Source organism: Neiella holothuriorum (genome assembly GCF_019457915.1).
GTDB lineage: Bacteria > Pseudomonadota > Gammaproteobacteria > Enterobacterales > Neiellaceae > Neiella > Neiella holothuriorum.
In genome coordinates this window covers 15098-40023 of record NZ_JAHZSS010000016.1, presented here as the reverse complement: position 1 = coordinate 40023, position 24926 = coordinate 15098, and the positions used below count along the sequence as shown (strand labels likewise).

Annotated in this window: 16 protein-coding genes; 8 read left to right on the top strand and 8 right to left on the bottom strand. The window is 46.2% G+C overall.

All coding sequences use genetic code 11. The annotated features are described in order from the left end of the window. Positions 1 to 728 precede the first annotated feature (728 nt). On the top strand, positions 729 to 3767 hold the full coding sequence (locus K0504_RS12805; RefSeq protein WP_220104592.1) for a TonB-dependent receptor: 3039 nt from the start codon (positions 729 to 731) through the stop codon (positions 3765 to 3767). Between the two features lie 524 nt (positions 3768 to 4291). On the opposite strand, the gene K0504_RS12800 is transcribed toward K0504_RS12805, so the two are convergent. From K0504_RS12800 to K0504_RS12770, 7 genes are all read right to left on the bottom strand, one after another. Continuing rightward, positions 4292 to 4705, bottom strand: a complete 414-nt coding sequence (locus K0504_RS12800) for a type 2 periplasmic-binding domain-containing protein (RefSeq protein WP_264082968.1) — start codon at positions 4703 to 4705, stop codon at positions 4292 to 4294. Between the two features lie 11 nt (positions 4706 to 4716). Then, positions 4717 to 5934, bottom strand: coding sequence for a hypothetical protein (locus tag K0504_RS12795; RefSeq protein ID WP_220104590.1), 1218 nt, complete (start codon positions 5932 to 5934; stop codon positions 4717 to 4719). A 60-nt stretch (positions 5935 to 5994) separates the two neighbouring features. Further along, positions 5995 to 7614, bottom strand: a complete 1620-nt coding sequence (locus tag K0504_RS12790; RefSeq protein WP_220104589.1) for a methyl-accepting chemotaxis protein — start codon at positions 7612 to 7614, stop codon at positions 5995 to 5997. A gap of 711 nt (positions 7615 to 8325) precedes the next feature. Further along, entirely contained in the window at positions 8326 to 9786 is a 1461-nt protein-coding gene (gene sbcB, locus K0504_RS12785; RefSeq protein ID WP_220104588.1) for an exodeoxyribonuclease I, read from the bottom strand. Between the two features lie 196 nt (positions 9787 to 9982). Then, positions 9983 to 10465 carry a gluconokinase gene (locus K0504_RS12780; RefSeq protein ID WP_220104587.1) on the bottom strand — a complete coding sequence of 161 codons (483 nt, stop codon included), beginning with the start codon at positions 10463 to 10465 and terminating at the stop codon, positions 9983 to 9985. A gap of 17 nt (positions 10466 to 10482) precedes the next feature. Further along, positions 10483 to 11727, bottom strand: a complete 1245-nt coding sequence (locus K0504_RS12775) for an NRAMP family divalent metal transporter (protein ID WP_220104586.1) — start codon at positions 11725 to 11727, stop codon at positions 10483 to 10485. 146 nt (positions 11728 to 11873) lie between these two features. Beyond that, a complete protein-coding gene (locus K0504_RS12770) occupies positions 11874 to 12638 on the bottom strand; it encodes an SDR family NAD(P)-dependent oxidoreductase (protein WP_220104585.1) in 765 nt (254 codons plus the stop codon). Positions 12639 to 13137: 499 nt separating this feature from the next. Here K0504_RS12770 and K0504_RS12765 point away from each other — a divergent pair, with 499 nt between their 5' ends. The 7 genes from K0504_RS12765 to K0504_RS12735 all read left to right on the top strand — a co-directional run bounded on the left by K0504_RS12765 (position 13138) and on the right by K0504_RS12735 (position 22505). Then, positions 13138 to 14145: a substrate-binding domain-containing protein gene (locus K0504_RS12765; RefSeq protein ID WP_220104584.1), complete on the top strand. Its 1008-nt coding sequence runs from the start codon at positions 13138 to 13140 to the stop codon at positions 14143 to 14145. Between the two features lie 316 nt (positions 14146 to 14461). Continuing rightward, positions 14462 to 16255 carry a phosphogluconate dehydratase gene (gene edd / locus K0504_RS12760; protein ID WP_220104583.1) on the top strand — a complete coding sequence of 598 codons (1794 nt, stop codon included), beginning with the start codon at positions 14462 to 14464 and terminating at the stop codon, positions 16253 to 16255. A gap of 97 nt (positions 16256 to 16352) precedes the next feature. After that, positions 16353 to 17405 carry a polysaccharide lyase family 7 protein gene (locus K0504_RS12755; RefSeq protein ID WP_225918130.1) on the top strand — a complete coding sequence of 351 codons (1053 nt, stop codon included), beginning with the start codon at positions 16353 to 16355 and terminating at the stop codon, positions 17403 to 17405. A gap of 189 nt (positions 17406 to 17594) precedes the next feature. After that, positions 17595 to 19811, top strand: coding sequence for a polysaccharide lyase 6 family protein (locus K0504_RS12750; protein WP_404823007.1), 2217 nt, complete (start codon positions 17595 to 17597; stop codon positions 19809 to 19811). An 80-nt stretch (positions 19812 to 19891) separates the two neighbouring features. Beyond that, a complete protein-coding gene (locus K0504_RS12745) occupies positions 19892 to 20326 on the top strand; it encodes an RbsD/FucU family protein (RefSeq protein ID WP_220104581.1) in 435 nt (144 codons plus the stop codon). Positions 20327 to 20423: 97 nt separating this feature from the next. Beyond that, positions 20424 to 21551 carry a polysaccharide lyase family 7 protein gene (locus K0504_RS12740; protein ID WP_220104580.1) on the top strand — a complete coding sequence of 376 codons (1128 nt, stop codon included), beginning with the start codon at positions 20424 to 20426 and terminating at the stop codon, positions 21549 to 21551. A gap of 114 nt (positions 21552 to 21665) precedes the next feature. Next, a complete protein-coding gene (locus K0504_RS12735) occupies positions 21666 to 22505 on the top strand; it encodes a hypothetical protein (protein WP_220104579.1) in 840 nt (279 codons plus the stop codon). A gap of 44 nt (positions 22506 to 22549) precedes the next feature. On the opposite strand, the gene K0504_RS12730 is transcribed toward K0504_RS12735, so the two are convergent. After that, positions 22550 to 24913, bottom strand: coding sequence for a putative bifunctional diguanylate cyclase/phosphodiesterase (locus K0504_RS12730; RefSeq protein WP_220104578.1), 2364 nt, complete (start codon positions 24911 to 24913; stop codon positions 22550 to 22552). Positions 24914 to 24926 lie beyond the last annotated feature (13 nt).

Below are 24926 nucleotides of genomic sequence, written 5' to 3'. Positions count from 1 at the left end.
GAGCTTTAGTCTGTAGATGTTGGTCACAAACTGGATATAAACAGCATTGTGTTTTGGAGAATCGCGAATTATGTGATCTTTAGCCAGAATGGATACTTTTTTCAGCATATCAGGAACTAATTCGGATCACCTGTTGTCGGTCTTTGTTTTATTGAAATTCGTTAAAAAACAATAGGTAATATTGTTATGAATTTTTCTTTGCGATGCTGGTCAAATATTTTTTTAACTTAAATTAAAACAACGTGTAAATGCGATTATTGGGATGACCGAATTTACGTTTCTTGCTTACCAATCCCCGCCTTGTTAGCAAAATGTTGCTGTTCGGTTTATTTGTTGATGAAATATTTTTGTAAAAACAACCCCTCTGAATCCTTGCTGTTTAATCGTTGGGTGATGGTCTGCAGGGCGCAGTTTGTGGATACTTTGTGCAAACTTTGTGTAACGGGCACATGAATGTGCAGCAAATGTGTATTACCAAATTATTTGTGCCTGGGCCGGTTTTTTGGGCGCCCAATATTGCAGGTATTGGTAATACCATATTGTTTCAGTCGTTCTGAAGTGGCTGATGTTATTGATAAGACCTGTTGGTTGAACATTTGTGAGGCCTATGGAAGCATGCCTACGCATCTGTTAACGATTGGTTAGCAGTTCGCAACACACTTATTAATTGAAAGTGGCTTAAACAGATTTAGCAGTACAAATAAAGCCACTCAGCAAGGGGAAAAGGAATGCAATTTAAACTTTCTAAAATTGCAGCATCAGTGCTTTCAGCATCTACACTAACTCTCGTTTCTGCTGCCTATGCAGCTGACGCTCAGCCTGAGCAACCAAATGAAGATGTTGAAATCATTCAAGTTAAAGGTATCGCTGGTAGTTTGGCCGAGTCTGCTCGCCAAAAACGTTTCTCTGATCAAATCGTTGATGCCATTGTCGCTGAAGACATTGGTAAGCTTCCAGATAACAACATCGCTGAAGCATTGCAACGTATTACCGGTGTTTCTATTAAGTCTGACTTCGGTGTCGGTGAAGAAGTAACGATTCGTGGTATTGATGAAAACCGCGTTGAATTGAATGGCCGTTCTACTTCTGGTACTGGCCGTGGTGGTATTTCGCTAAGCGACTTCCCATCAAGCTTCCTTAAAACTGTTTCTGTTGTTAAGTCGCCAACGGCTGACATGATTGAAGGTGCCTTGGGTGGTACCGTCAGCATGGAAACCATTCGTCCGCTAGAGCTTCAAGAGACACTGATTGCAGTTACTCTTGATGCTGAGTATGCAGACAAAACAGAAAACTGGGCGCCTAAAGTTACTGCTGCACTAGGTTCTAATTGGGATCTAGGTGATAACGGTACCTTCGGTGCTAGCTTCGTATTCTCTTATCTTGATCGTGAAATTCGTCAAGATGAATTCCAAACCAAAATGAATTCATACACCGAAATCGACGGTTTTGATGAAGTTGGTAACGGTCCAAACGATACCTTCACTGTTCGCAGTGAAAACACTGTTCGTATGAAAGAAGAGACTCGTGAGCGTACAGCATACGGCTTGTCTTTGCAGTGGGCTCCAGAGTCAAACGAAGGTAATGTTTACTTAGACTTAAGCTTCTCTGAGCTTTCAGGTGATCAACAGGCGCATGACGTACTTGGTGCGATTACCAGCCCTGTAGCGAATGCCAATACATACCAAAGCAGCTCTGGTCAGCTAATGGAATACACGCTGACAAACAACATCGTTCTTAATAAAACTGAGAGTGATTTTGCTGAAAACGACAGCTATTCACATGCCTTAGGCGCCGAATGGCAGTTAACCGATCAGTTGCGTGTTTCTGGTGAAGTTGCAATTACTGGTTCTGACGAAGATGCGATTGATTCACAGTTGAACTTGCGTCCTGTAGACCGTGAAGATTACGAGGCAGCTTACGCGTTAGACCCAAGCGTTAGCCCTGGTAGCTACTTTAACCGTTTTTCAGCAGACGTTAGCTATAAGAGTGACAAGCTTCCAGGTATCGTTTTCTCAGATCCTGATGCTTTGACGAGTGTAAGCGATCAAGCCATTCGTGAAATGTTCTACGACAAGACTAAAACCGAGAACGACGAAACAGCTGTTCGTTTCGATTTGGAATACTCTGAGCCAATGGGTTTGGATTGGGTCTCTACAGTTAAAACTGGTGTTCGTGTAACGACTCGTGAATACGAGTACAACACTGCAGAGCTGCAAAACGACAACGGTAGCACCTTCAAAGATGCTTATAAGAAAGCGAAGTATGTTGGTGGTGACCAAGACGGTGAATACGTAACTCCAATGTGGATCGACGATCCAGTTTGGGCCGATGCAATTCACCATGTGACCTACAAAAACCAGTTCGATCAAATTGATGGTTATGGCGCAAATGCGTTAACTGGTCCTTTCGCTGCGTATAAAGCGAGCTTGTTAAGCAATGATGCAGAAGGCACTTTCGCCAGAATGCAACAGTGGTTAGCTGGTACTGATTATGCGACGACTGGTTCTCTAGCTGACAACATGACAGACCTAGAAGATGAGTGGAAAGAAATTGAAGAAGATACCCGTGCGGTATACTTGCAGTTCCACTTAGACTTCGATGAAATCACTGCAGTTGTTGGTGCTCGTTACATCGAAACTGATTTAGATTCTACTATTATCCACAGCTACTCTGATGAAGAACTTCAAACCATCTTGGAGCAGGATAAGGACCTTTCAGTTAAAGGTAACAAGTTAACAGGTACAAATGAGTACTCTGATTTCTTGCCTAGCTTGAACGTTAACTGGAATGTGACTGACGAAACCATCGTACGTTTTGCTGCTGCTAAAGTTATGCGTCGTGCTGACTTCGGTGATTTGAGCCCTGCCTTCGATATCGGTATGACTCTGATTGACGGTACTCAAGGTTCTTACGACTTAGATCCAAAACGTGTGACTCAGTATGACTTGTCTGTTGAGCACTACTTTGGTGACGGTGGTTTAGTATCTGCAGCTGTCTTCTACAAAGATGTTGAGTCGTTCACTGTTCCAACAACTAGCTGTGAAGCCAACCCAAGAACGGTTTCAGATCAGTCTGTAGGTGAAGAGTGGAAAAACATCTGTATTCTTGATGTTGCTGGCGAAAGCCAAAGTGACGTGAACATCGCTGATCCAAGCATGGATAACGGTGAAGAGTACATTGAAGGTCTACGTGACGCAGGCCGCACCGGTATTACTATTAGCCGTGAAACTAATGGCGGTAGTGGTGAGGTAACTGGTCTTGAGCTGGCTTATCAGCAACAGTTCAACTTCTTGCCAGGCGCATGGTCAGGTTTAGGTGTTAGCACCAACTATACATATGCCGATAGTGAGCAGCCTAACGACTTGCCACTGGAAAACATCTCTGAAAATGCCTTTAACTTCCAAGTTTACTGGGAGTGGGAAGGTTTCCAAACTCGTTTAGCTTACAACTGGCGTGACGAGTACTTGGACGAAGAAGATTACGGTAAGCGTACATGGCAAGGTGGTAAAGAAGGTTACGGTTCAGACTTCGACCGTACCGACGAAACTGCCGACAACTATGACCCAACTGCGGGTAACGTGTACCGCGAAGCACGTGGTCAGTGGGACTACTCTGCTAGCTACGACATTAACGAAAACTGGACCGTTATTGGTAACATCGTTAACTTGACTGGCGAGCCGTTAATCTACACCACAGCTCAAGGTCATGACTTCCGTAACACTGAAGCTGACCGTCGTTACACCGTTGGTGTACGCGCTAAGTTCTAAACACTATTTAGACATTAGCTAAATAGCTAAAAGCTTAAATCTGAATTGGCAGTCTCCTTTGGTTGAGTGGGGCTGCCAACCTCCGGTTTAAGCTTTTTTATTGCCTGATTGTTCGTTAGTCTTTTCAAGACCTGATGCTCTTCATTAACTTCCCTAACTTCTTTGACGACAAGCTGCTCTGCTCTGAGCATTAAACCAACTCTTGCTCTATCGATTTTTAACTTCTCTACGTTGCACCTTTGAGTGCCTTTTTGTGCTTTTTTATGCGTTAGTGCGCGGTAGACGTGTTTAAAACTCCCCGTTTTGTTAACGCCCGGCTTATTGCTGCACATCTATTGGTAATGACATGTCGTAGGCTCAGTTCACTTATGGCTGGTTGCTCGATGCGAATCGGCAAGAGAAAAGCTCAGACAGATAACAGGCACAAAAAAAGCCCGCCAATTGGCGGGCTTTTGTTCACTTTTACTACAACGAGGTGCTGGAACTATCGTTTAAACAATATACCCATAACCTCAATAACGCGGCTAGGGCTTGAACAATACCGCGACTGAGCCATCTACATCGGCTTCGTCAATGTATCCGACTGCGCCTGGAGTCGATGCTACAGCAGCCTTAAGCGCGGTCGCCGAGCCATGCTCTGCCGGTGCTGCCGCTTTACCTGTAAACACGAGACGAGACCAATACGATTTCAGCTGAGCATCGGATTTACCGGTGACTTTTTCGTGAAACTCGCTTCGAATTGGATCGCCAGGGCTTAGCTCATTGATGACCACTGAAGCGCCACTTGGCAGTTTTTTCGACTTCGCCAAGTAAATAGATTGCGCTTGTTTCTTAGTCAATTGATCGGCCGTTGCCGGATTACCAATCATCACGACGGCAGCCAAGCTGACTTGAGTAAACGATGCCAAGGAGATTGCTAATAATGTGCGTTTCAACATTTTCATTCTCCTTAGAAAATTACGTCAAAGACGACAGAATAAAGAACGGCATCTTCGAATTGCTGATCGACGTACGGCAGAGCCGAATCGCCTATAAATACATAATTCGTATTTTCTGAGAAGTTACCATTGGTGCTGCCAAAATCATCCAGCAAGGTAGCATCGAATTTGACTGCCATAGAATCCGCAAAATCCCAACGAAGGCCGACTGAATATGCAGTGCGCTCAGAGTCAAGTGCGCTACGCAATCCCAGCTCTTCTGGGTATGCGCGTTCTTCGTTATCGGTTGACTCAGTGTTTGCATACATAATGTAAGGTGTTAATGCATTATATCTGTAAGCAAGTGATACATAGTAAGAGTCAAAATCGGGGTAGGCACCATCAGTATCGGCACGGGTCCACTCACTCAGAACGAGCCAGTCGCCATTATCCCAGTTAACGCCAAAACCGATGAAGTTGCCATCTTCCCCATCGAGCACATCTGAATTGGACTCGAGTGTTGTGTTGGCTGCCGATGTACGGAATGTAAAGTTTTCATAGGACAAGGTTGCTGCAGCACCAAATAACTCTGTGAATTCAGTGTTGGTATCGCCAGGTACATCTGTTTGACCAACAAAGGGTTGCAAGGTGAGCGTAGTCTCGCCAAGGTCAAATGATGTTTGTAAATCAAAGCCCTCATAAGTAGAGCTTGGTACATTGCCATACACCTCAACGGAGGGGCGAGCGAACGGGTAGGCGTATCCTACTTCTAGGTAATCAGACAGCATGAAGATGGGTAAACGTAAGCGGCCACCTCGAACGGTGACGTCGTTGTCAAACGTATAAGATACGTAAGCCCACTCAATTTCTGGGTCCCAATCATCGTTGCCGCGTCCAACCAATTGTACGACCGCTTGAGCTTTGTCGTTGATGGCAAATGACATTTGCAGTGCCAGCATGCTTTCAGGGGAAAAGTCTACAGAATCATCAGTGTAGCCAGCATAGCCGTCAGTTTCTGAGCCATTGAAATATTCGAGCTCTTCCGTCGCAATACCAACGCCAACAGAAGCAAAGCCATTGATCGTAAAGCGATCTAATAGGTCGCTTGAGTTTTGCTGGGCCTGTAACACGGCAATCTTTTGTTCAAGGGCGGATATGCGCTCTTCGTCTGTTTGCTCTGCAGCTCCAGCTTGCAAAGTTGCCAACGCCAGAGGGGTTGCCAAGGCTGCGATTAGTTGTGTTTTTTTCATAAGATTTCTCGTCTTTTGTGTTTTATAAAAGCCCAAATAAAGCAATGGGCTCAATATTCGTTACACCTTAAATTGGCTAGTTACTGCACTTAGCTCTTGTGTCACAGTGCGAATGGACTGGCTAATTTGATCCAACTCAGAGGTGCTTGTTGTGGCTTGTTGTGCCATTTGATGGATTTCGTGAACGTAATCTTGAATAAGTTGCGATGTTTGATTTTGCTCTTCGGTTGCGGTGGCAATTTGATCATTGACTACAGTAATAGCGGCAACCTTTTCGGTAATTGTGGCAAGCGATTGGCCGGCAGAAGAAGATTGCTCAACACTTTTTTGGGCCATGGTGTTGCCTCGGTCCATTGCGCCAACGGCTGATTTTGCCGTTGTTTGCAGCTCTTCTAGCACCGCTTGAATTTCAGTGGTTGATTCTTGTGTACGTGATGCCAATGTCCGCACCTCGTCTGCTACAACAGCAAAACCACGACCTTGTTCGCCGGCTCGAGCGGCTTCAATGGCGGCATTCAACGCAAGCAAGTTGGTTTGATCGGCAATGCTGCGAATGGCTTCAAGAATATCGCCAACGTTATTGGTGTAGTTTTCTAAATCGGTAATAACTGCTGCCGTTGACTTCATTTCTTCGGCTAATTCATTGATCGAAGCAATGGTGTGATTCACCACGTCGCTTCCTGAAACGGCTTCTACATCGGCGCTTCCTGCGGCTTCCGATGCTTCGGATGCATGCTCAGCAATATGTTTCACAGAGCCGAACAACTCGTTGAGCGCTTGTGTTGTTTGCTCAATCGCATTGCCTTGAGAACCAATTTGCTGGCTTGTTTCGGTGCTTGCTTCGGCCAGTTGGTCGGCTACGTGCCGCAATTCTTCGATAGTTGCCAACGTGCCACTTAGGCTTTGCTGCATTTTGTCGAGGAAGATATTAAAAAAGTGAACCAGTTTTGCAAATTCGTCTCGGCCAACGTATTCGATGCGCACGGTCAGATCGCCATCACCTTCAGCGATGTCTCTAAGAGACTGGGTAACCTGGCCGATGTTACGAGATATTTGCCCACTAATAATAATGGTTACGGCAACAATAACGACGATGGCGATAATGCCGGTCGCTAGGGTCATTTGTAAGCTGGATTCCCCTTGTGTATTTAACTCGGTAATAAGGGTGTCGAACTTATTTTGACTTTGCTGTTGGAATTCATTGATGGTGCTTTTTAGAGTGTTCAATTGATCCGCTGTGGCAGCGGCTTTTGCGCCAATAGTGGCAAAGTCGGCCGTTCCGTCAATCATCGAAAGCGCAATGGCTCTTGATGCTTGATAATAGTTACCGGACAAGTTTTCTATTTGAGAAATTTCGCTTGCCTGGCCAGGTAACAGTTTCTTTTGAGTGGCAAATGAGTCGGATAACGCTCGATATTGAGCATCTGTTACTTGCAAAGACTCTTCATCGCCAATAGTAACGGCGGTATTCAGGCCTTCGGCGATACGCTCTAATTGCACATTATTAAAGGTGGCGCGCTCAAGTACTGGGTAATATACGTTCTGTACTTCTTCTAGGGTTAAATTAGCGCGGTTTGCAGCGGTTGCGCTTACCAGCATTAAAATAATAAATCCCACTAGCGCAAAAATGCTGATAAAAAATATTTTTTGTCGAACAGATAGGTAATTCAGGAATGTCATTCCATACTCCAAACCGTGAACTTAACATCCTTGTGTTTATATGTTGTTTATTTCCTTAAACAAAATTTGAGCGGAGAGTACCACGTATTAACAGATGTTGCGCGTTAACATTTGGTCAAATCGACGTTGTACTTTTGTATGTTGATTTGCGCGCTTGACGTTGTCTGTTAGACAAAGCTAAAACGCTTCCCCACTGAAGAAGATAGTCGGTTATTTGATATTTTGTCGAATTAAAACAGTATGGTTAGCTGTGTTTTTGGGGGCTAGAGCACTTAATGTTGGTGAACGCCAAACTTTTGGCCAACTGAAAGACGTATTTGTTAATGCAATTGAAAATGTTTCGCGTTAGCAAATAAGAACCCCTGTTCTCATTGTTACACAAACACGCTGTTGAACTTGACGATAAGCAAGTCAACTCGTCATTGAATTTAACCGTGGCGCCAAGCATTTATGGTTTGTGTTTAATTTCTGCAAAAACGATATTTCTGCCTTTGGTTATTGTCTCTCGATAAAAACAGGCCGCCCACCGAGAATGTCACGAATTGAAGCGCACATATTGTTGAGCATATTAGCGCTATAACTCGCGTCTGTGGCTAAGGCAAGGGCTAGAGCATCGAAGTAGCTTAAACTTATTAGCCCTATACCAATGGCGTGGTTGTATTTCGCATTTCAAATGCTGTTGCATTACAAGGCAGATAAAATGCTTTTATCTTAGCCATAAGTTTGAGCAGCGTAGTCATAACATTGCTTCAAAATACGAATCGCTCGACTGTCTTCAGAACGTTGCTCGCTGAGTGATTGAATTCGCGTCATCATTTGTTCGAGGGTTAGCCAGTTTGAATCGGACTCAAATAATCGCTGACGACAAAACTGCAGCCATTGCTGTTGTTCTATGTCGGATAACGTTGACGGATAATTACGTGCCTTAAAGCGAAATAGAAGGGTGTTGAGGCGCGGATCATCAAACAGATTATCGATTCCCGTTAATTGACTTGGCTCTTGTTGATGTAACCAATCCATTTGTTGTTTGTCGTTGCCGCCAATAAACCCATCGTAAAGCGCGGTGTCGGCATCATTGGGTTCGCGCTCTAATTGTTGTTTGTGCTCTAAATCGGTCCATTCGGTTAATTTGGCAAGCAGTAGGTGCCAGTTTTGCTGCAACAACTTTAAACGCTCTAAGCAGGCGTTTCGATCAATACCAATGCGCTCAGCATCCTCGGGGCGAAGTGTTTTAGCTGGCGCGACAATAGGACATTTATTACTTTGCACCCACTTTAATGGAATCGCCTGTAATCCTTGTGCCGCCAGCTCTGCTCGCGGTGTGTATAAGCGCTCTTTGATGGTGGCTGCATCAAGCTCTAACAGGGGCGTAATGTCCATGGTTAGATTGATCATCAGGAACTTGGTTTTCTGACGACTATCTTGCAGTACAGGCAATACCCAAGCACAACAGCCTTGTGCCGGTGAAATACGGCCACTAATGTGCATCAGCGGCTGTGGTCCATTGGCGTTGGTTAATGCCTCGTTGATAATGGCTTCAATGGCCTTTTTGCCGCGATTATCAAAAAAGTATTGATATAACTTTGGCTGTTTCTGCTTGATGAGTTTGGCCATGGCGATGGTGGCATGAACATCTGACAGTGCATCGTGTGCGTTTTCGTGCGCAAGGCCGTTGGCTTGGGTCAACAACTCCAATTTAAAGGTGACATTGCCTTCATCATTGCGGGGCCATTCAATTCCTTCTGGCCTTAATGCATAAGTCGTCCTCACCAGATCGATCAAATCCCAACGGCTGTTTCCGTTCTGCCACTCTCTGCCATAGGGCTCAAGTAGATTGCGATAAAGACTATGGCGGGTCACTTCATCATCAAATCGAATGGTGTTATAGCCCAACGAACAGGTATTTGGCACGCTCATTTCTTGCTGGATTTTGCGCATGAATTCACATTCCGGCATACCTTTCTGATTGGCAATTTGCGGCGTGATGCCAGTGACTAAGCAGGCTTCTGGCGCAGGCAAATAATCAGGGGCCAATTGCGCAAATAATTCGATAGGGCGGCCAATGGGGTTAAAGTCCTCATCGGTACGAATGGCTGCAAATTGAACGGGGCGATCGCGGCGCGGATCAACACCCCAGGTTTCATAATCGTGAAACAGAAAGGTTTGGCTCATAACAGGATTCGTTTGATGCTCATTGTGATTTCAATAACAAGGGGTCAGTGTATCACGCTGCTGCGGGCTGACGCAGACGCAAATAATAAGGTGATAGAGCAGATGAGATCCGTTACGGAAATTTGGCGAGGATTGAGCAAAAAAAACGCCCGAAATCGGGCGTTACCTATGAATCAGAAGGTAAAAATCACAAACGCTATGGGAGTTGCTTAAGGGTATGGCTGACCACCTCATCAAGGCGTGGGGACACGTCGATGATATGGCCGTAATCAGGTAGTTCTAATGTGGCGAGCTGCGATTGCAATAAGGTGCCGTCAAAGAAATGATCTTGGCGCTCTGACATACGTTGCTTGAGCAGATCATAGTCGCCATTGAGCGTGATCCATTGAATGTTGTCACTGCACTCGGACATCAACCGCTGGCGGTATTTTTCTTTCAGCGCAGAGCAGGCTAACACTGCGCCGCCAGTGGTTTCACACTCTGCCAATAACGTCGCCAGCCGGTCAAGCCAAGGCCAACGATCATCATCGGTTAACGGGGTTCCACCTCGCATTTTATCGACATTGCACTGCGGGTGAAAATCGTCAGCGTCATAAAAAGGTAGCGCTAATGCATGGGCAACCCGTTCGCCTACAGTCGATTTTCCAGTGCCAGAAACGCCAGCTACAATCACGATCATGTTAAACCCCAGGTTTCTTAAAATTGGCCAGCTAGGGCAATCACGCCATTCACTGAAATGGCGATAGCAAACAGCAATGCGAAGCCCAGAATAATATTCAAGGTTTTGCCGGCTGCGTAATCCTTCATTAATTTACGATTATTAATGATGAACAAGATGCCAACGATCACCAGCGGCAACACAAACACGTTGAATACTTGGGTTAGGATTTGCCCCTTGACCGGGTTGAAGCCAAAGATAGGAATAGCCAAAGCAAGCAGGGCAGCAAAACCAGTAATGATGCGGAATTGCTTGGAATTGGTATCTAGCTGACCTGAGCGATAATCTTCAATCAGTAACGGTGCAATAAGCATGCATGGGAACACCGATGATAAGCCTGCAGCTAAGGTGCCGAAGAAAAATACGGTGAGCGCAGCTTTGCCTGCTATGGGTTCAAGTGCATTGACCATGTCTAACACATGGGTGATGCGTTTACCTTCGTGATATAGCGCGCCGTGGGCAACCGCCATGACCGAACCACTAATCACAAATACCAGCACCGCAGCAACAATGGCGTCTTTACGCTGTTGCGCGCGGTTTTTCATGGTCCAGCCTTTGCCTTGAATGAATAGCGGACGCGATAAAAACGTTGCTGCAGCCATGGTCGTGCCAACGAATGCCGCAACCATCATTTTGCCGCCAGCAATTTCTGGAATTTTGGGAATAAAACCGGCTGCAACTTCTGCAGGCATGGGGTGAACCACCAACAGCGACAGCACGAACGAAATGCCCATGCAAGACACGAACATCACCAGAATCTTTTCGAACAGTGAGTATTTGCCGATCAGCAAGATTGAATACATGGTGCCAATGATCACCACGGCAATGGCTAAAACAATTTCGTATTTATGCTCGGCAGCGGAAGGCACATAAAGGGAAATCATCTCAAAGATAATATTGGAGGAGATCCCAAGAATACCGATGAGCGAATTCCATTGGCCAAAGGTCACGCCAACAATAATCATCAAAGCAATGGGCTTGCCAAACCTCAAATGCTTTTTAAAGCTATATAAGGCTGTTTGGCCGGTCACAATGGCAAAATTACCATAGGCATAAATGAGGGCGCCGGAGAATAAACAGCTAAGAAACAGTACCCAGAGTAATTGCATACCATAGGTACTGCCAGCAACGATCATCGAGGTGACGCTACCAGTGCCAATGGTGTAGCCAATGGCAAAGAATGCTGGACCAAAGTTCATGATCTTTCTTAACAGTGCTGACATTGGAAGTTTCCTGTTATTGGTTTTTTATAATGTTGGAATGCTGATCGGTATTCGATTTGTACTTGCTTGTCTTAAGCAGCCCAATGCAGTGAACTCCATGTAAAACTGCACTGGGCTAAGGCGAAACCTTGTGACACGAGCAACGACTACATGCGATATACGCCGCCGTTAATGTCTAGCGTTGCACCTGAGATAAAGCCGTCGTATTCAGACGCTAAAAAGGTAATTGCACGAGCAACATCTTCAGATGTACCGGCACGACCAAGTGGAATCCCTTTTACCGTTTCATCGGCAGAAGCCTGGGTCGTATGTTGGTTATGAAAACGCGTACCGAGGATAAGGCCTGGGGCTACGGCATTAACTCGAATACCAAACTCACCTAGCTCCGCCGACAACGAACGAGTCCATGTCAAGACTGCACCTTTGGTCATGGAATAGGAGAGGGAACCTGCGTGACCACCAGAACGGCCTGCTAGCGATGCGAGGTTAACAATGCTGGCGCCGTCAGATGCGGCTTTCAAATAAGGCAACGCCGATTGCGTCACGTTGAGCATGGTCGTCATGTTAACGTCGATGACCGTTTGCCAGTAATCCGGTTCGATTTCACCTAACCATTTACGGGCAATAATGCCACCCACATTGTTGATTAAAATATCGATCCCACCAAGAAACTCGGCTGCGTCATTAACACACTGCGTGGTTTCGTCTCGATCAGTTAAGTTGGCGTAACCAAACTCTGCTCGCTGTCCTAGCGATTTAGCCAAGGCAACCAATTCTTCTGGCCCTTCGGTACCGCTAAAATAATGGATGTAAATATCACAGCCCGCTTCGATCAACGTTTTTGCGGTGTGAAAACCAATGCCTTGCTCTGCACCGGTGATAAATACTTTTTTGTTTTTTAACTGACCCATGTTTCCAATCCTCCTAGTAAATATGAGCGCAACAACTGCCATGACCCACGCTGGGCGAACCAACCACGTTTTGCTCGTGTGAGATAGTGCCGAGCAGGCCCATCAAAGGCCTTTAGTTTGCGTTGGATGATACCAGAGCCATGTTACTGAATTATGTTACCAGTAACGTTTGAGGTTTTGAGTCTATAGAAAATCAAAAGCAAGACCAATGCACCTTGGCAAAAATGTGCTCTTGATCAATGAATGAAAACGAGATGTAAAATTTTGAGGTAAGTTGGATATTCAGCTTTATTCTTACTTAAGTGTCTTTTTTATATGAGTTTTACTGGCTGTTTTGGGTGATCGTAAAAGCTGATATTTATAAGAAAAAAATTTTTAGGAAACAGTCTTTTCATATTTATCCATAAAGTTTGATGTCACCCCCTAAAAGCAGTGGTTGTGTCCGTACGCTACATGTTACAGTAACAGTTGCTATGGATGCCGTATTAAGACAAGACAAATGACTCGAGAAAAACGAAACACTCGCACTTCACTAAAAGATATTGCCGATCGCGTTGGCGTCACCAAAATGACGGTGAGTCGTTTCATGAGAAATCCAGAGCTTGTTTCGGCGCAAACGCGAGACAAAATTTCGAAAGCAGTGGATGAGTTGGGCTACATACATAACCGCGCGCCAGCCATGCTTTCTAAAGCATCTAGTAAAGCAATTGGCGTATTGCTACCTTCACTATCAAACCAAGTGTTTGCAAACTTCACTCAGGGCATTGAGTCGGTCACCAACAAACGCGGCTACGAAGTACTTCTCGCCCACTATGGCTACAACCAAGAGACCGAAGAGCGTAAGGTTGCGACCTTGCTGTCTTATCACGTTGACGGCATCATTTTGACCAGCACCAAGCACTCAGAAAACACACTGAAAATGCTCAAGACGGCTAATGTGCCAGTGGTTGAATCCATGGAGCTTACCGATCACCCCATTGATATGGTTGTTGGCCTCGATCACCAAGAAGCGGCATATTCTGCCGTTCAATCGATGTTGGCAAAGGGCCGAACAAAAATTGCCTATTTTGGCGCCCGACTCGACAACCGTACCAAGTACAGAATGGAAGGGTATGATCGAGCGATTGTCGATGCGGGCGCTCAGAAATATCATTTTCTTACCCCGAATCACTCAAGCTTTACACTTGGCCGCGAGTTGTTAGCCCGCGCGTTAGTGGAGTGCCCAAATTTAGATGGCATTTTTTGCACGAACGATGATATTGCCATCGGGACGATTTTGGCGTGTCAGGAGAAGGGCATTCGGATCCCGGAAGACATCAGCATTATCGGCTATAACGCGTTAGATATCGGGCAAGCTATTTCGCCGAAGTTAACGAGTGTTTACACCCCGCGGTACGAAATGGGGGAGACCAGTGCTGATATTTTACTCGACCGAATTGAAGGTCTACCAAATAAGAAGAAGATCTACGATTTGAGCTTTACCATAACTAAAGGTGAAAGCTCTTAGTATTCACTTGGTTACTGGCTAAATTTGGAGTTCATACAGCCGCTAAAACTGCGCCATAAATAAAGCATGATGGAGCGTTTTAACGCTTGGCGTTGCACAACTCATCGCGATCTAACATTTGATCCACCCCTCATTTTTCCAATTCTTAAGCGCCACCAGATTCTGCACTATTCACTCTTGCGTAAGTTACGCGTATCATGTTCCCCGTAACATTGACTTGTAAGTATTAGCTTTTGGGCGCGATTACGCCACTCAAGCACAGTCATAGCTTTGTAAGCATCATGCTTATCTATTAACTATCAGAGGCGGTAAGTTCATGAATAAGGTTGTTGAAACGATCACCAACCGTTTAATTGAACGGAGCGAATCTTCACGCTCCCAATTCTTAGCGAACTGCCAAGAGCAGGCGGCGACGGGTAAAAGCCGAACGAATATCTCGTGTGGCAATTTAGCCCATGCGGTTGCCGCTAGCGATCCAAATGAAAAGCTGAAAATATTAAATTTCACCCATGCAAACGTTGCCTTGGTGACCTCTTACAATGACATGGTATCTGCCCATCAGCCTTACCATGCTTACCCTGCAGCCATTAAAAAACACCTGCATACCTTTGGCCATACCGCTCAAGTCGCCGGAGGAGTTCCTGCAATGTGTGATGGTGTAACGCAAGGGCAAGATGGCATGGACATGTCGTTGTTTTCACGCGATCTCATTGCCCAATCAACGGCATTGTCACTCAGTCATAATGTTTATGACGCAACGTTACTGTTAGGCGTGTGCGACAAAATTGCACCAGGCATGCTGATGGGGGCGTTAGCTTACGCTCATTTGCCGACAGCGTTTGTGCCTACGGGCTTAATGCCAACCGGCATTAGTAATGATGAAAAAGTCGCTGTGCGTCAGCAATTCATCGCCAATCAAGTTGACGAACAAGCGTTGCAGCGTATGGAGTGCCAAGCCTATCACTCCGCTGGAACTTGTACGTTTTATGGTACCGCCAATACCAACCAGTTAATTTTTGAGACCATGGGCTTGATGTTGCCAGGATCTGCGTTTGTGCCGCCTGATAGTCTGCTCAGAACCAAGCTAACGGAAGAGGTGGCAACCCGAATCAGCGCGGCAACGCAAACATCACCCGGTTATCGACCGTTGTTCGAAGTCGTCACCGAAAAGTGCATCATCAATGGTGTCATTGCGTTGTTAGCATCCGGCGGTAGTACGAATCATACGATTCACTTGCTCGCTATTGCGCGGGCTGCTGGCATCCAACTCTCATGGCAGGACATCAGTGAGCTTTCAAGTGAGGTGCCGCTGCTTGTGAATGTTTACCCAAATGGCGCGGCTGATATGAATGCGTTTCAAGAAGCAGGTGGCGTGCCGGCGTTACTCAAACGGCTTGATGCCGACGATTTATTGCATCGTGATGTGGTGTCAACATTTGGCGATTTTAGCCGCCAACTGACAACCCCATATTTGGATGATGATCAACTAAAGTGGCGTGAAACTGAAGGCTCCACCAACCCAGATGTGATTGCTCCGATTGGTCAATCATTCCAGACCAGCGGCGGGATCCAAATGCTTGCTGGGAATATTGGCCGAAGTGTTATTAAAGTCTCAGCGATTGCACCAGAGCGCCGTTATATTAAAGCGCCAGCCAAAGTTTTTCGCTGCCAACATGCAGTAGAACAAGCCTATTTGGATGGCGAACTGAACCAAGATTGTGTGGTTGTGGTTAGCCATAATGGCCCTTCAGCCAACGGCATGCCTGAGCTACACAAGCTGATGCCGATCTTGGCCAATCTCCAAAAGAAAGGCTTAAAAACAGCCTTGGTTACCGATGGCCGCTTGTCTGGCGCGTCTGGCAAAGTGCCTTCGGCCATCCATATGTCACCCGAAGCGAGCCGAGGAGGCAGCATCGGATTGATTCAAGATGGTGATGTGATTTGTTTAGATTGTGAGAGTGGCACCATTAACAACCTCAGTGATACTCAAGGGCGAGAGCCCATCAATTTAGATACCGAAGCCTCGCAGGCAACGTGGGGGCGCGCGTTATTTAAAACTGCGCGCCAATCTGTAACGTCAGCAGAGCAAGGCGCCAGCTTCATTTTGTAATAACAAGTGCACCAACAAGCATGCGCTTATACCGCGAGATTTGGTTGAGTTGTGTTGGTGTAATTTAGTTTGTGTTGAGAAAAGTTTTAGGAAAATAATGATGAGCGTTAAAACGGTTAGTTTGCTAGCAGGAATGTCTCTTTTGTGCGCCAATGCGGCGATCGCGGCAGAGTCGGTACCTGCAGATTATTTTGACTTAACTCACTGGTACCTACAGGTGCCTGAAGATCTGAATAACGACCATCGGGCCGACACCATCCATCCAAATGAACTTGGTAAGTACTCCCATCCAGAATACTTTTATCTCGATGAGCTAAATCGTTTGGTGTTTAGTAGTCCAAATAAAGCGGCAACCTCTAAAACATCAACGAATACGCGAAGTGAAATGCGCTACCTATTAAACGGTAGCAATGAGGCGGCCAACCCATCTTATGATCGAAACTTTTCATTAGCGGCTCATCCTGAGGCTGCCAAGTTTGCTGCGATAGGCGGCAGAATGGAAGCGACGTTACACGTTGATCATGCGCCGACTCGGGCCGGCTATCCTGACAAACCAACGGCATATTCGGTAGTCATTGGACAAATTCATGCCGCCAAGATGGATCAGAAAACGGGTGGTTTCGGCTACGGAAACGAGCCGCTCAAAATCTACTACAAAAAGTGGCCTAACCACGAAACCGGTTCTGTTCTGTGGGTTTATGAGCGTAACTTGGAAACCAACAACCCAAATCGTATCGATATTGACTACCCCGTATGGGGCAACCACTGGGATGATGCAACCGATCCGGGTGACAAAGGTTTAGCGTTAGGTGAAGAGTTTAGTTATGTGGTTAATGTCCATGAAGACACCATGTACCTGACCTTTACCTCACCCAAACACGGTGACGTTAACTTCAGTATCAACTTGGCCGATAACCGCGATGCCCACGGCAACGTCGACAAGTTCGACCACCCGCAAGGTTACGCTGGTGATCCGTTATATTTCAAAGCCGGGGTCTACAACCAGTGCAGTACCAAAGATGATCCAAGCTGGCGCTACCCAGCATGTCCGGGTACGGGTGATTGGTTAACAGATCGTTCAAAAGGTGATTACGCCGAGGCAACATTCTCGAGATTGGTCGTGACCGAGCCAACAAAACCTGGTCAGTAGCGCAGTAACTAATTTCGATATCAGCATAATAGCCCCGCACTTCTTTCCTGGTTTGTTGGGGCTTTGATTACAAGGTGAGTAGGGCACAAACCTTTAGGTTTCACGTTTTAGCTTAGTTGGCCCTGACAAGCGATGTAGTATCAAAACCGGAGTAAATACCGAATGATAAAAAGAACGATACGTCACCTGATGACGTTGGCTGTTATGGCCGCGCTTATTTCATGCGCACATACCAGCAACAACGCCAAGGTGGTCAATAATATTGAAGAATTTAATCAGGCCGTAACAAACTTAAAGCCGGGCGATAAAATCGTCATGGCCAATGGCGTTTGGTCCGATGTGGAGCTGCGCTTCTCTGGCGTTGGTACCAAAGAACAGCCTATTGTGTTAACAGCAGAAACAGCCGGTAAAGTGATCATTTCTGGTCGATCAAATCTGGCTTTTTCCGGTGAATTCATCGAAATTTCTGATTTGGTGTTTAAAAACGGTCATACACCAACTGGCGAAGTGATTTCGTTCCGTACTTCAATCGAAGATTTAGCCAACAACTCACGTGTTACCAATGTTGTGATTGACGATTTTAGTAACCCGCTGCGCAAACTGGCCGACTTGTGGGTTGCCATGTACGGTAAAAACAACCGTTTCGACCACAACACGCTAGTTAACAAGCGCAATCGCGGTGTGACCATGGCAGTGCGGATGAATACCGAAGCCAGTCGCAACAACAACCACGTGATTGAGTACAACTACTTTGGCCCGCGCCAAGTACTTGGTTCAAACGGTGGTGAAACACTGCGTATTGGCACCAGCCACTTCGCTCGCGACGTTTCTGCCACCTTGGTTCAGTACAACTACCTTGATCGCACTAACGGCGAGCACGAAATCATTTCCAACAAGTCTGGTGGCAACACCTTCTTGAACAACGTGTTCTTTGAGACGCAAGGCACCTTGACCATGCGTCACGGCCACTACACCACGGTCGAGAACAACTACTTCTTAGGTAACCGTAAGCCAAATACCGGTGGTATTCGCATCATCAATGAGAATCAAACCGTTAAGAACAACTACATGTACGGTTTGACCGGTCACCGCTTCCGCGGCGCCTTGGTCATTATGAATGGTGTGCCGAATTCACCACCAAACCGCTACGATCCAGTCGTTGACGCCATCATGAATAACAACATTGTGATTGACAGCGACTACATTCAGTTATGTGCCGGCGCTGACGAAGAGCGCTCGCAACCACCAACAGGCTCACAACTACAAAACAACATCATTTTGGGTAAAGACAACCTAGACCCATTCACTCTCTACGATGATGTCTCTGGTATCAGCTTTGCTGGTAACTACTTGAACGAAGAAGTAAGCACGCCAATTAAATCAGGCTTTACCAGTACCCCGTATGAGGTCACTGTTAATGAACATGGTTTGCGCGTACCAAGCCAAGAGTTATTAGACAAAATTGGTTTTGGTGAAGTGAAGCTGCCAGTGACCAAAGAGGAAGTGGGCGCGAGCTACTACCCCAAAACTGACGCCTTGATTGCCTTCCAAAGCGGTAAAACAACCACAGTAAAAGCCGGCACTGATACCTTATTAGATGCTTTGGCAAACAGTAGTGCAGGTGATGTGTTGGTATTGGAAAATGGTGGTCAATATTTATTGACTAAGTTTGCCGAAATTCACCACCCAGTCAGTATTGTGGCAAAGGACGGTGACAAGCCGGTGATCCTTTCCCAAAAACCTCATTTCATTGTGATTGAAAATGGCGGCGCGCTGGAGTTAGAAAATCTTTGGTTTGATGGTGCAGAGTCACCAGATTACAAAGGCAATTCAGTGATCAGCACTAGCGGCACCTCAATGAACATCAACTACTCGTTGTTTGTTCGCAACATTAAGGTGACTGACCTCAACGTCAATGGCTACTTTGATTTCTTAAAAGCGAATGCCAGTACGTTTGCCGATACCATTGAAATTGTGGATTCAGAAATGAGCAATATCTCTGGCTCAATTTTAGTTCTTAACAAAGAAACTGACGATTTGGGCGTGTACAGCGTTGAGAATCTAACGCTTCGTGGTAACACCTTCACCAACGTTAAAGGTGAGGTAGCAACGGTTTATCGTGGCGGGTTTGATGAGAGTACCTTTGGCCCAATCGTAACGGTTGCCGACAACACCTTTACCAACACCGGTAAAGGCTCTACGCACCGCTCTGGCGCTTCACTGTATTTCCACGGTGTGCAGAAACTCAACATTTCTAACTCAACGTGGGACAAGAGCGCACCGCTCAAACTTTACCTAACCAATGGTGACCCAATTACCGTAATCGACAATGTGGTAATGAAGGACACAGGTAAGATTGAAGCAAACAACGATGGCTATAAAGCCAGCAAGGTTGTTTACCAGTAACGTTACTCCCTAGCACCTTGATTCCAGCCCAATCGTTCATTGGGCTCGGAGCAGGGTGCTTCTCTTATGCGGACCGCATTATGCTAAATTCAAAACTTATCCATCCCGAGATCCTCGCGGCACTCGGCAAGTCCGGCCATTTCTCACAAATTTTGATTGCTGATGGCAACTTCCCGATGGCCGGTAACGTTGGCCCCAATGCCAAGCAGGTTTACCTCAATCTAGCGCCCGGCATGGTCGATAGCGTCACTGTGCTGCAGGCATTAATCTCAGCCACGCCATTTCAAGCGGCCACAGTCATGGAGCCGCCAGCTGACTATCAACCTGAAATCCATACCGAATTTAAATCCATTCTGGGAGCCGATGTGAGCTGGCAGCACATGGAGCGCTGGTCGTTCTACGACAAGATTAAAAGTCCGGCAACCACATTGATGATCGCGACGGGCGAGCAGCGCCGGTTCGCTAATTTATTGCTGGAAGTTGGTGTCGTGAAGCTGCCATCGGAAAGTTTTTAAGTTAATCATTTGACCGTTTTAGAGACGTGGCATGTTGGTTTGGACCGTGTGATTTACCAAACACACAAAGGCCGTGTCTAATCGTAAGGGAATCGTTATGTCACATCGTGCTCAAAACCCACTTCTAAAATACGGCGCAATTGCAGTTGCCACCCTGGCGTGTGTCGGCTGTATCGACAAACCAAGTTCAACCCATACAGAAGTTCACGTTTCGAAGAACAAACAAAGCGGTGTTGCCGATTCAAACTTGGTACCAGCCGACAAGTTTGACCTTACGCACTGGTCGCTCACATTACCGGTTGATGACAATAAAAATGGCAAAGCCGATGTGATCCAAGTGCCGCAATTGCAAAGCTACACGCATTCGGATTATTTCTATTTGAATAGCGCCGGTCACTTGGTGTTCATGAGCCCTAACAAGGCCGCGACCGAAGTCACTTCAACTAATACGCGCAGTGAGCTGCGCTATGAAAGTCGCGGAGCCGAGCAGTCGATTGACGAGGCCGATCCTAAAAACAACTGGGCACTTGCTGCAAAAAGCGACGCAGCAAGCTTCGACGCAATTGGCGGCAAGCTAAAAGCGACGCTGGCTGTCGATCACGTGTCACTGAATGCGGGCTACCCCAATAAGCCGCCAGCTTATTCGGTGGTGATTGCTCAAATTCACGCCTATCAATTTGCTAGTCAAGAGGGTGGGTTTGGTTGGGGCAATGAGCCGCTAAAACTGTCTTATAAAAAGTGGCCGAATCATGAAACTGGCTCTGTGTATTGGACCTATGAACGTAACTTAGATTTTGATGATCCGAATCGAATCGACATCGAATACCCAGTATGGGGACGTTCGTGGGAAGATCCATCCGATCCGGGCGAGCAAGGAATCGCGTTAGGTGAAGCGTTTAGTTATACGGTTAATGTGCACGAAAATATCATGTACTTAACCTTTGAAAGTGAGCGCCTCGGTACTGTGAAACACCAAATTGACTTATCAAACAACATCGATGCCAATGGTCATGTTGATGAATTGGATAACCCTAAGGGGTACCGCGATGATTATCTTTATTTCAAAGCGGGCAACTACAATCAATGCAGCACTAAAGATGCGCCGTCTTTTCGTTATCCAGCTTGCCCAGGAAGTGGCGAACTCGCCAAAGATATTGCCGATGGCAATTATACCAAGGTGACATTTTTTGAGCTTGTTGTGAGTGCGTCAGAGGCGCCAAACTAGCGCATTACGGCAGGCCGTTTGGCTTGCCCAAACCTGCTGGCAGGATGGTGGAAATCTCGATAAGCTAACCTTTGTGCTCGTTTGCTCACCTGAACATTTTAGGAAATTTTGGTCATGAAGAATGTAATTCGTTTAGCGTTCGTTGTTATCAGTGCTGCATTGCCGAGCGCTGTGTTTGCCAATGCCAATGCCAATGCCAATGCCAATGCCAACTGGCAATTGATTGATAATTTCGAAAATGGCGCATCAATGGCCCATTGGCAGAAAGCCGATACCGACAACGAAACTGATCCCCATGTGCCAAACCCGCAAATTACCGAGCGACGCCAACAAGATGGTAATTACTATTTACTGAAAAAGCCTGCCGCAGATGGCATCGTCGGCAATCGCAAAGCGCTGACTTATTTTAAATTGCCTCAGCCCGTCCCTGTCGGTGAAACCTATACTTTGTATGCACGTTTCAACGTAGAAAGCTTTCCTAATAATCACATCTTTGGTTTATCTGACTTAGCACCAGAAGGCATTGAAAAGCATGCTTACAATGCCTTTGAACCGAGTCTTCGCATTACTGATAAGTCTGAATCCAGTGGCCTTAAAAACGATGGCACCTTAATGGTCAAACTTGGCAAAGGCTACGACAAAATCCAAAACCCTGTGACAGGTAAGCCCGCCAAGCCACTGCAGCCTGGCGTTTGGTATCAAGTTTGGATGGTGATGAATAACGCGCCGTTAGCGGAAGGCGGGCAACGCTATGATGTGTACATCAAAGGTGGCGAATTTTCCGAACAAACCAAAGTCTATGCTGGCGCCGAATACCGCATGAAACGCGAGCAGCCGCTGATTTATTTCTTTGCCAACTGCAATACCGGTCAGAAGAAAAATCCGTATGGAAATGGCGGCGTAAAGTATGACGACTTATACCTCACCGAAGGTCAAAATCTGACTCAACCATAGGGCAAGCGTTAAACGAAAGCATCTCAGGCTAATCGGAGCTCCAATTAGCCTGCTGCTAACTTCCCTGGCTCTAGCTTCTGGCAAAAATCGTCAAAAGGAATTGGTTTACTGAACAAGTACCCTTGGCCATATTGACACCCTTGCTCTGCTAAATAGGCCGCTTGTTCTTGTGTTTCAACACCTTCTGCAACGACGTTTAGCTCATAAACGTTGGCCAATGCCAAAATGATTTCAACCATCTTCACTTTCTGAGGATTGTCGCAGTAGCCGATAAAACTGCGGTCAATTTTCAGTCCCGAAACTGGGTAATGCATCAATTGGTTAAACGCGGTGTAGCCTGTGCCAAAATCATCCAGCACAAGTTGAAAGCCTAACTGTTGTAAATCTTCTAATACTGCAACAGCATCTTGATCGGGCGAGATCAAGCGAGTTTCGGTCAACTCTAAATGGATTTTATGAGCCGGCACTCGATAGTGCGCCAGTAGTTCACACAACTGACCAACAAATTTTTCATTACGCAGCTCAACGGCTGAAATATTCACCGCAACGTACCCTTCGAATCCGCGCGACTTCAATTGCAAGTAGTCAACAAAGGCTTGTTCAATGACGCGCAGATCAATTTTCTTAATGAGCCCTGTAGATTCTGCAATGGGGATAAATACATCAGGGCCGATGCCTTGCTGTTGCAACGATGGGCAGCGCAGTAATGCTTCGCAGCCAACAATGTCGCCGTTATCCAAGTCAACAATCGGCATGTATGCCAATTCAAAAGTCTTGTCAGAGAGGGCATCCTTCAGCAGCACTTCAATCATGTCGCGTTGGCGAATGCTTTCGGCAATTTCTTTGGTAAAAAATTCATAGCGATTGCGGCCATTTGCCTTGGCTTGATACATGGCCACATCAGCGTGTTTGAGTAACGTACTGGCGTCGTGACCATCTTCGGGCATCATTGCAATACCAATACTGGCTTGAACATCATGGGTGATCCCGTCCACCCAAAAGCCTGATTCAAATAACTTAATCACTCGAGTGGCTACCGCACAGGCAGCCTCTGGACCCTGCACGTCACTGAGCACTACGGCAAATTCATCGCCTGCTAGCCGCGCAATACTCTCGTGCGACACAAAGGCTGTCATATCAGAGGTGCGGGTTATTTCGCGCAGGCGAGCGCCAAACTCACGCAATAAGCGGTCGCCCACAGCATGCCCGTAATGGTCGTTAACCCACTTAAATTTATCTAAGTCGATAAATAGCAGGGCTACTTTGTTTTGCTGTTGCGCTTGGCGGGCTAAATGACGTTCAAGCCAAATTTCAAAACTGCGGCGATTCGCCAATCCTGTCAGTGAGTCAAACGAAGCGATCTGTTGAATACTGCCGAGCAATTGGAAATACGCATTATTGAGCTCTGAGACTTCATCATCGCCGTCCATCATCTTTAATTCAGAGCCATCTAACTCATCGGTTTGCTTAACGCGCGAGGCAAGCTCATTAATGGGTTTGACGATCACTTGGCGGATTGCCAACCACAGTAGGACGTATGAAATGAGCGACGCGACTACAACAAAGAAGATGATGTGCGCTTTGGAATCTTGCAGTGATTTAACAATACTGGATTCAGGTACTTTAACGCTCGCCGTGTAATAGTCGGTGTTGATGGTGGCAACTATGGCGGAATCGTCATTAACCTGCATGGTAACTTCTTGTGGGGCGTAGGGTTTATTGGAGATCACAGGGTCAAAGCTAAATTGTAAATCAGTACCAAGATCGCCAATCAATTCATATTTGTAGTGGTTAAAGCTTTCGATATTGACGATGATCATCGCCACCATATAGTCCGATTTAGCTTGGCCAAAAACATCATGTTGCAGCCGGCGGGGTGAAAAGCTCCGCGCCAATACGTAGTGAAATGTTTCTGGATTCGGCTTAAAGAAAAGCCCCAAATCATCAAACTTGGTTGAATCATTGAAGAATTTTAACGCCGACTCTGTAAAGCCGCTTAACTGCTCTGGTAATGCTGGCTCGTCAAATGGGCCACTATCATCGCGAGACAATAAAATACGGCCTTGTTGGTCAGTTAGGTAGATGCTGACAACATTGGTGCCTTTCACCGTCCGATCAATCATTCCATAAGCGGCTGCGCCGAGTGTAAAGGCTTGGTACTGACTATCGCGTTCAATCGAGAAACGAACAAATTCGTTGCTGTTGAGTATTTCAGACAGGTACGACTTCATTGACCGAAGCTCTAGGCCAATTTCGTTGTGCATGGAATTGATATCGCGTCTTAGTAATTGCTCATATTGCACATAGCGGCGCTCTTTAAGCACGCCATAAGACGTTAACCCGCCAGCCAAAAAGATCACCACAATGAATGGCAATAGAATGTAGTGAACGCGCCGTTCTAGTCGCATGGATTAAACAGCC

Coding starts and splice junctions, on each gene's coding strand:
- K0504_RS12735 (WP_220104579.1), top strand. CDS start 21,666: ATGAAGAATGTAATTCGTTTAGCGTTCGTTGTTATCAGTGCTGCATTG.
- K0504_RS12770 (WP_220104585.1), bottom strand. CDS start 12,638: ATGGGTCAGTTAAAAAACAAAAAAGTATTTATCACCGGTGCAGAGCAA.
- K0504_RS12765 (WP_220104584.1), top strand. CDS start 13,138: ATGACTCGAGAAAAACGAAACACTCGCACTTCACTAAAAGATATTGCC.
- edd (WP_220104583.1), top strand. CDS start 14,462: ATGAATAAGGTTGTTGAAACGATCACCAACCGTTTAATTGAACGGAGC.
- K0504_RS12740 (WP_220104580.1), top strand. CDS start 20,424: ATGTCACATCGTGCTCAAAACCCACTTCTAAAATACGGCGCAATTGCA.
- K0504_RS12755 (WP_225918130.1), top strand. CDS start 16,353: ATGATGAGCGTTAAAACGGTTAGTTTGCTAGCAGGAATGTCTCTTTTG.
- K0504_RS12800 (WP_264082968.1), bottom strand. CDS start 4,705: ATGTTGAAACGCACATTATTAGCAATCTCCTTGGCATCGTTTACTCAA.
- K0504_RS12805 (WP_220104592.1), top strand. CDS start 729: ATGCAATTTAAACTTTCTAAAATTGCAGCATCAGTGCTTTCAGCATCT.
- K0504_RS12795 (WP_220104590.1), bottom strand. CDS start 5,934: ATGAAAAAAACACAACTAATCGCAGCCTTGGCAACCCCTCTGGCGTTG.
- K0504_RS12730 (WP_220104578.1), bottom strand. CDS start 24,913: ATGCGACTAGAACGGCGCGTTCACTACATTCTATTGCCATTCATTGTG.
- K0504_RS12775 (WP_220104586.1), bottom strand. CDS start 11,727: ATGTCAGCACTGTTAAGAAAGATCATGAACTTTGGTCCAGCATTCTTT.
- sbcB (WP_220104588.1), bottom strand. CDS start 9,786: ATGAGCCAAACCTTTCTGTTTCACGATTATGAAACCTGGGGTGTTGAT.
- K0504_RS12790 (WP_220104589.1), bottom strand. CDS start 7,614: ATGACATTCCTGAATTACCTATCTGTTCGACAAAAAATATTTTTTATC.
- K0504_RS12750 (WP_404823007.1), top strand. CDS start 17,595: ATGACGTTGGCTGTTATGGCCGCGCTTATTTCATGCGCACATACCAGC.
- K0504_RS12745 (WP_220104581.1), top strand. CDS start 19,892: ATGCTAAATTCAAAACTTATCCATCCCGAGATCCTCGCGGCACTCGGC.
- K0504_RS12780 (WP_220104587.1), bottom strand. CDS start 10,465: ATGATCGTGATTGTAGCTGGCGTTTCTGGCACTGGAAAATCGACTGTA.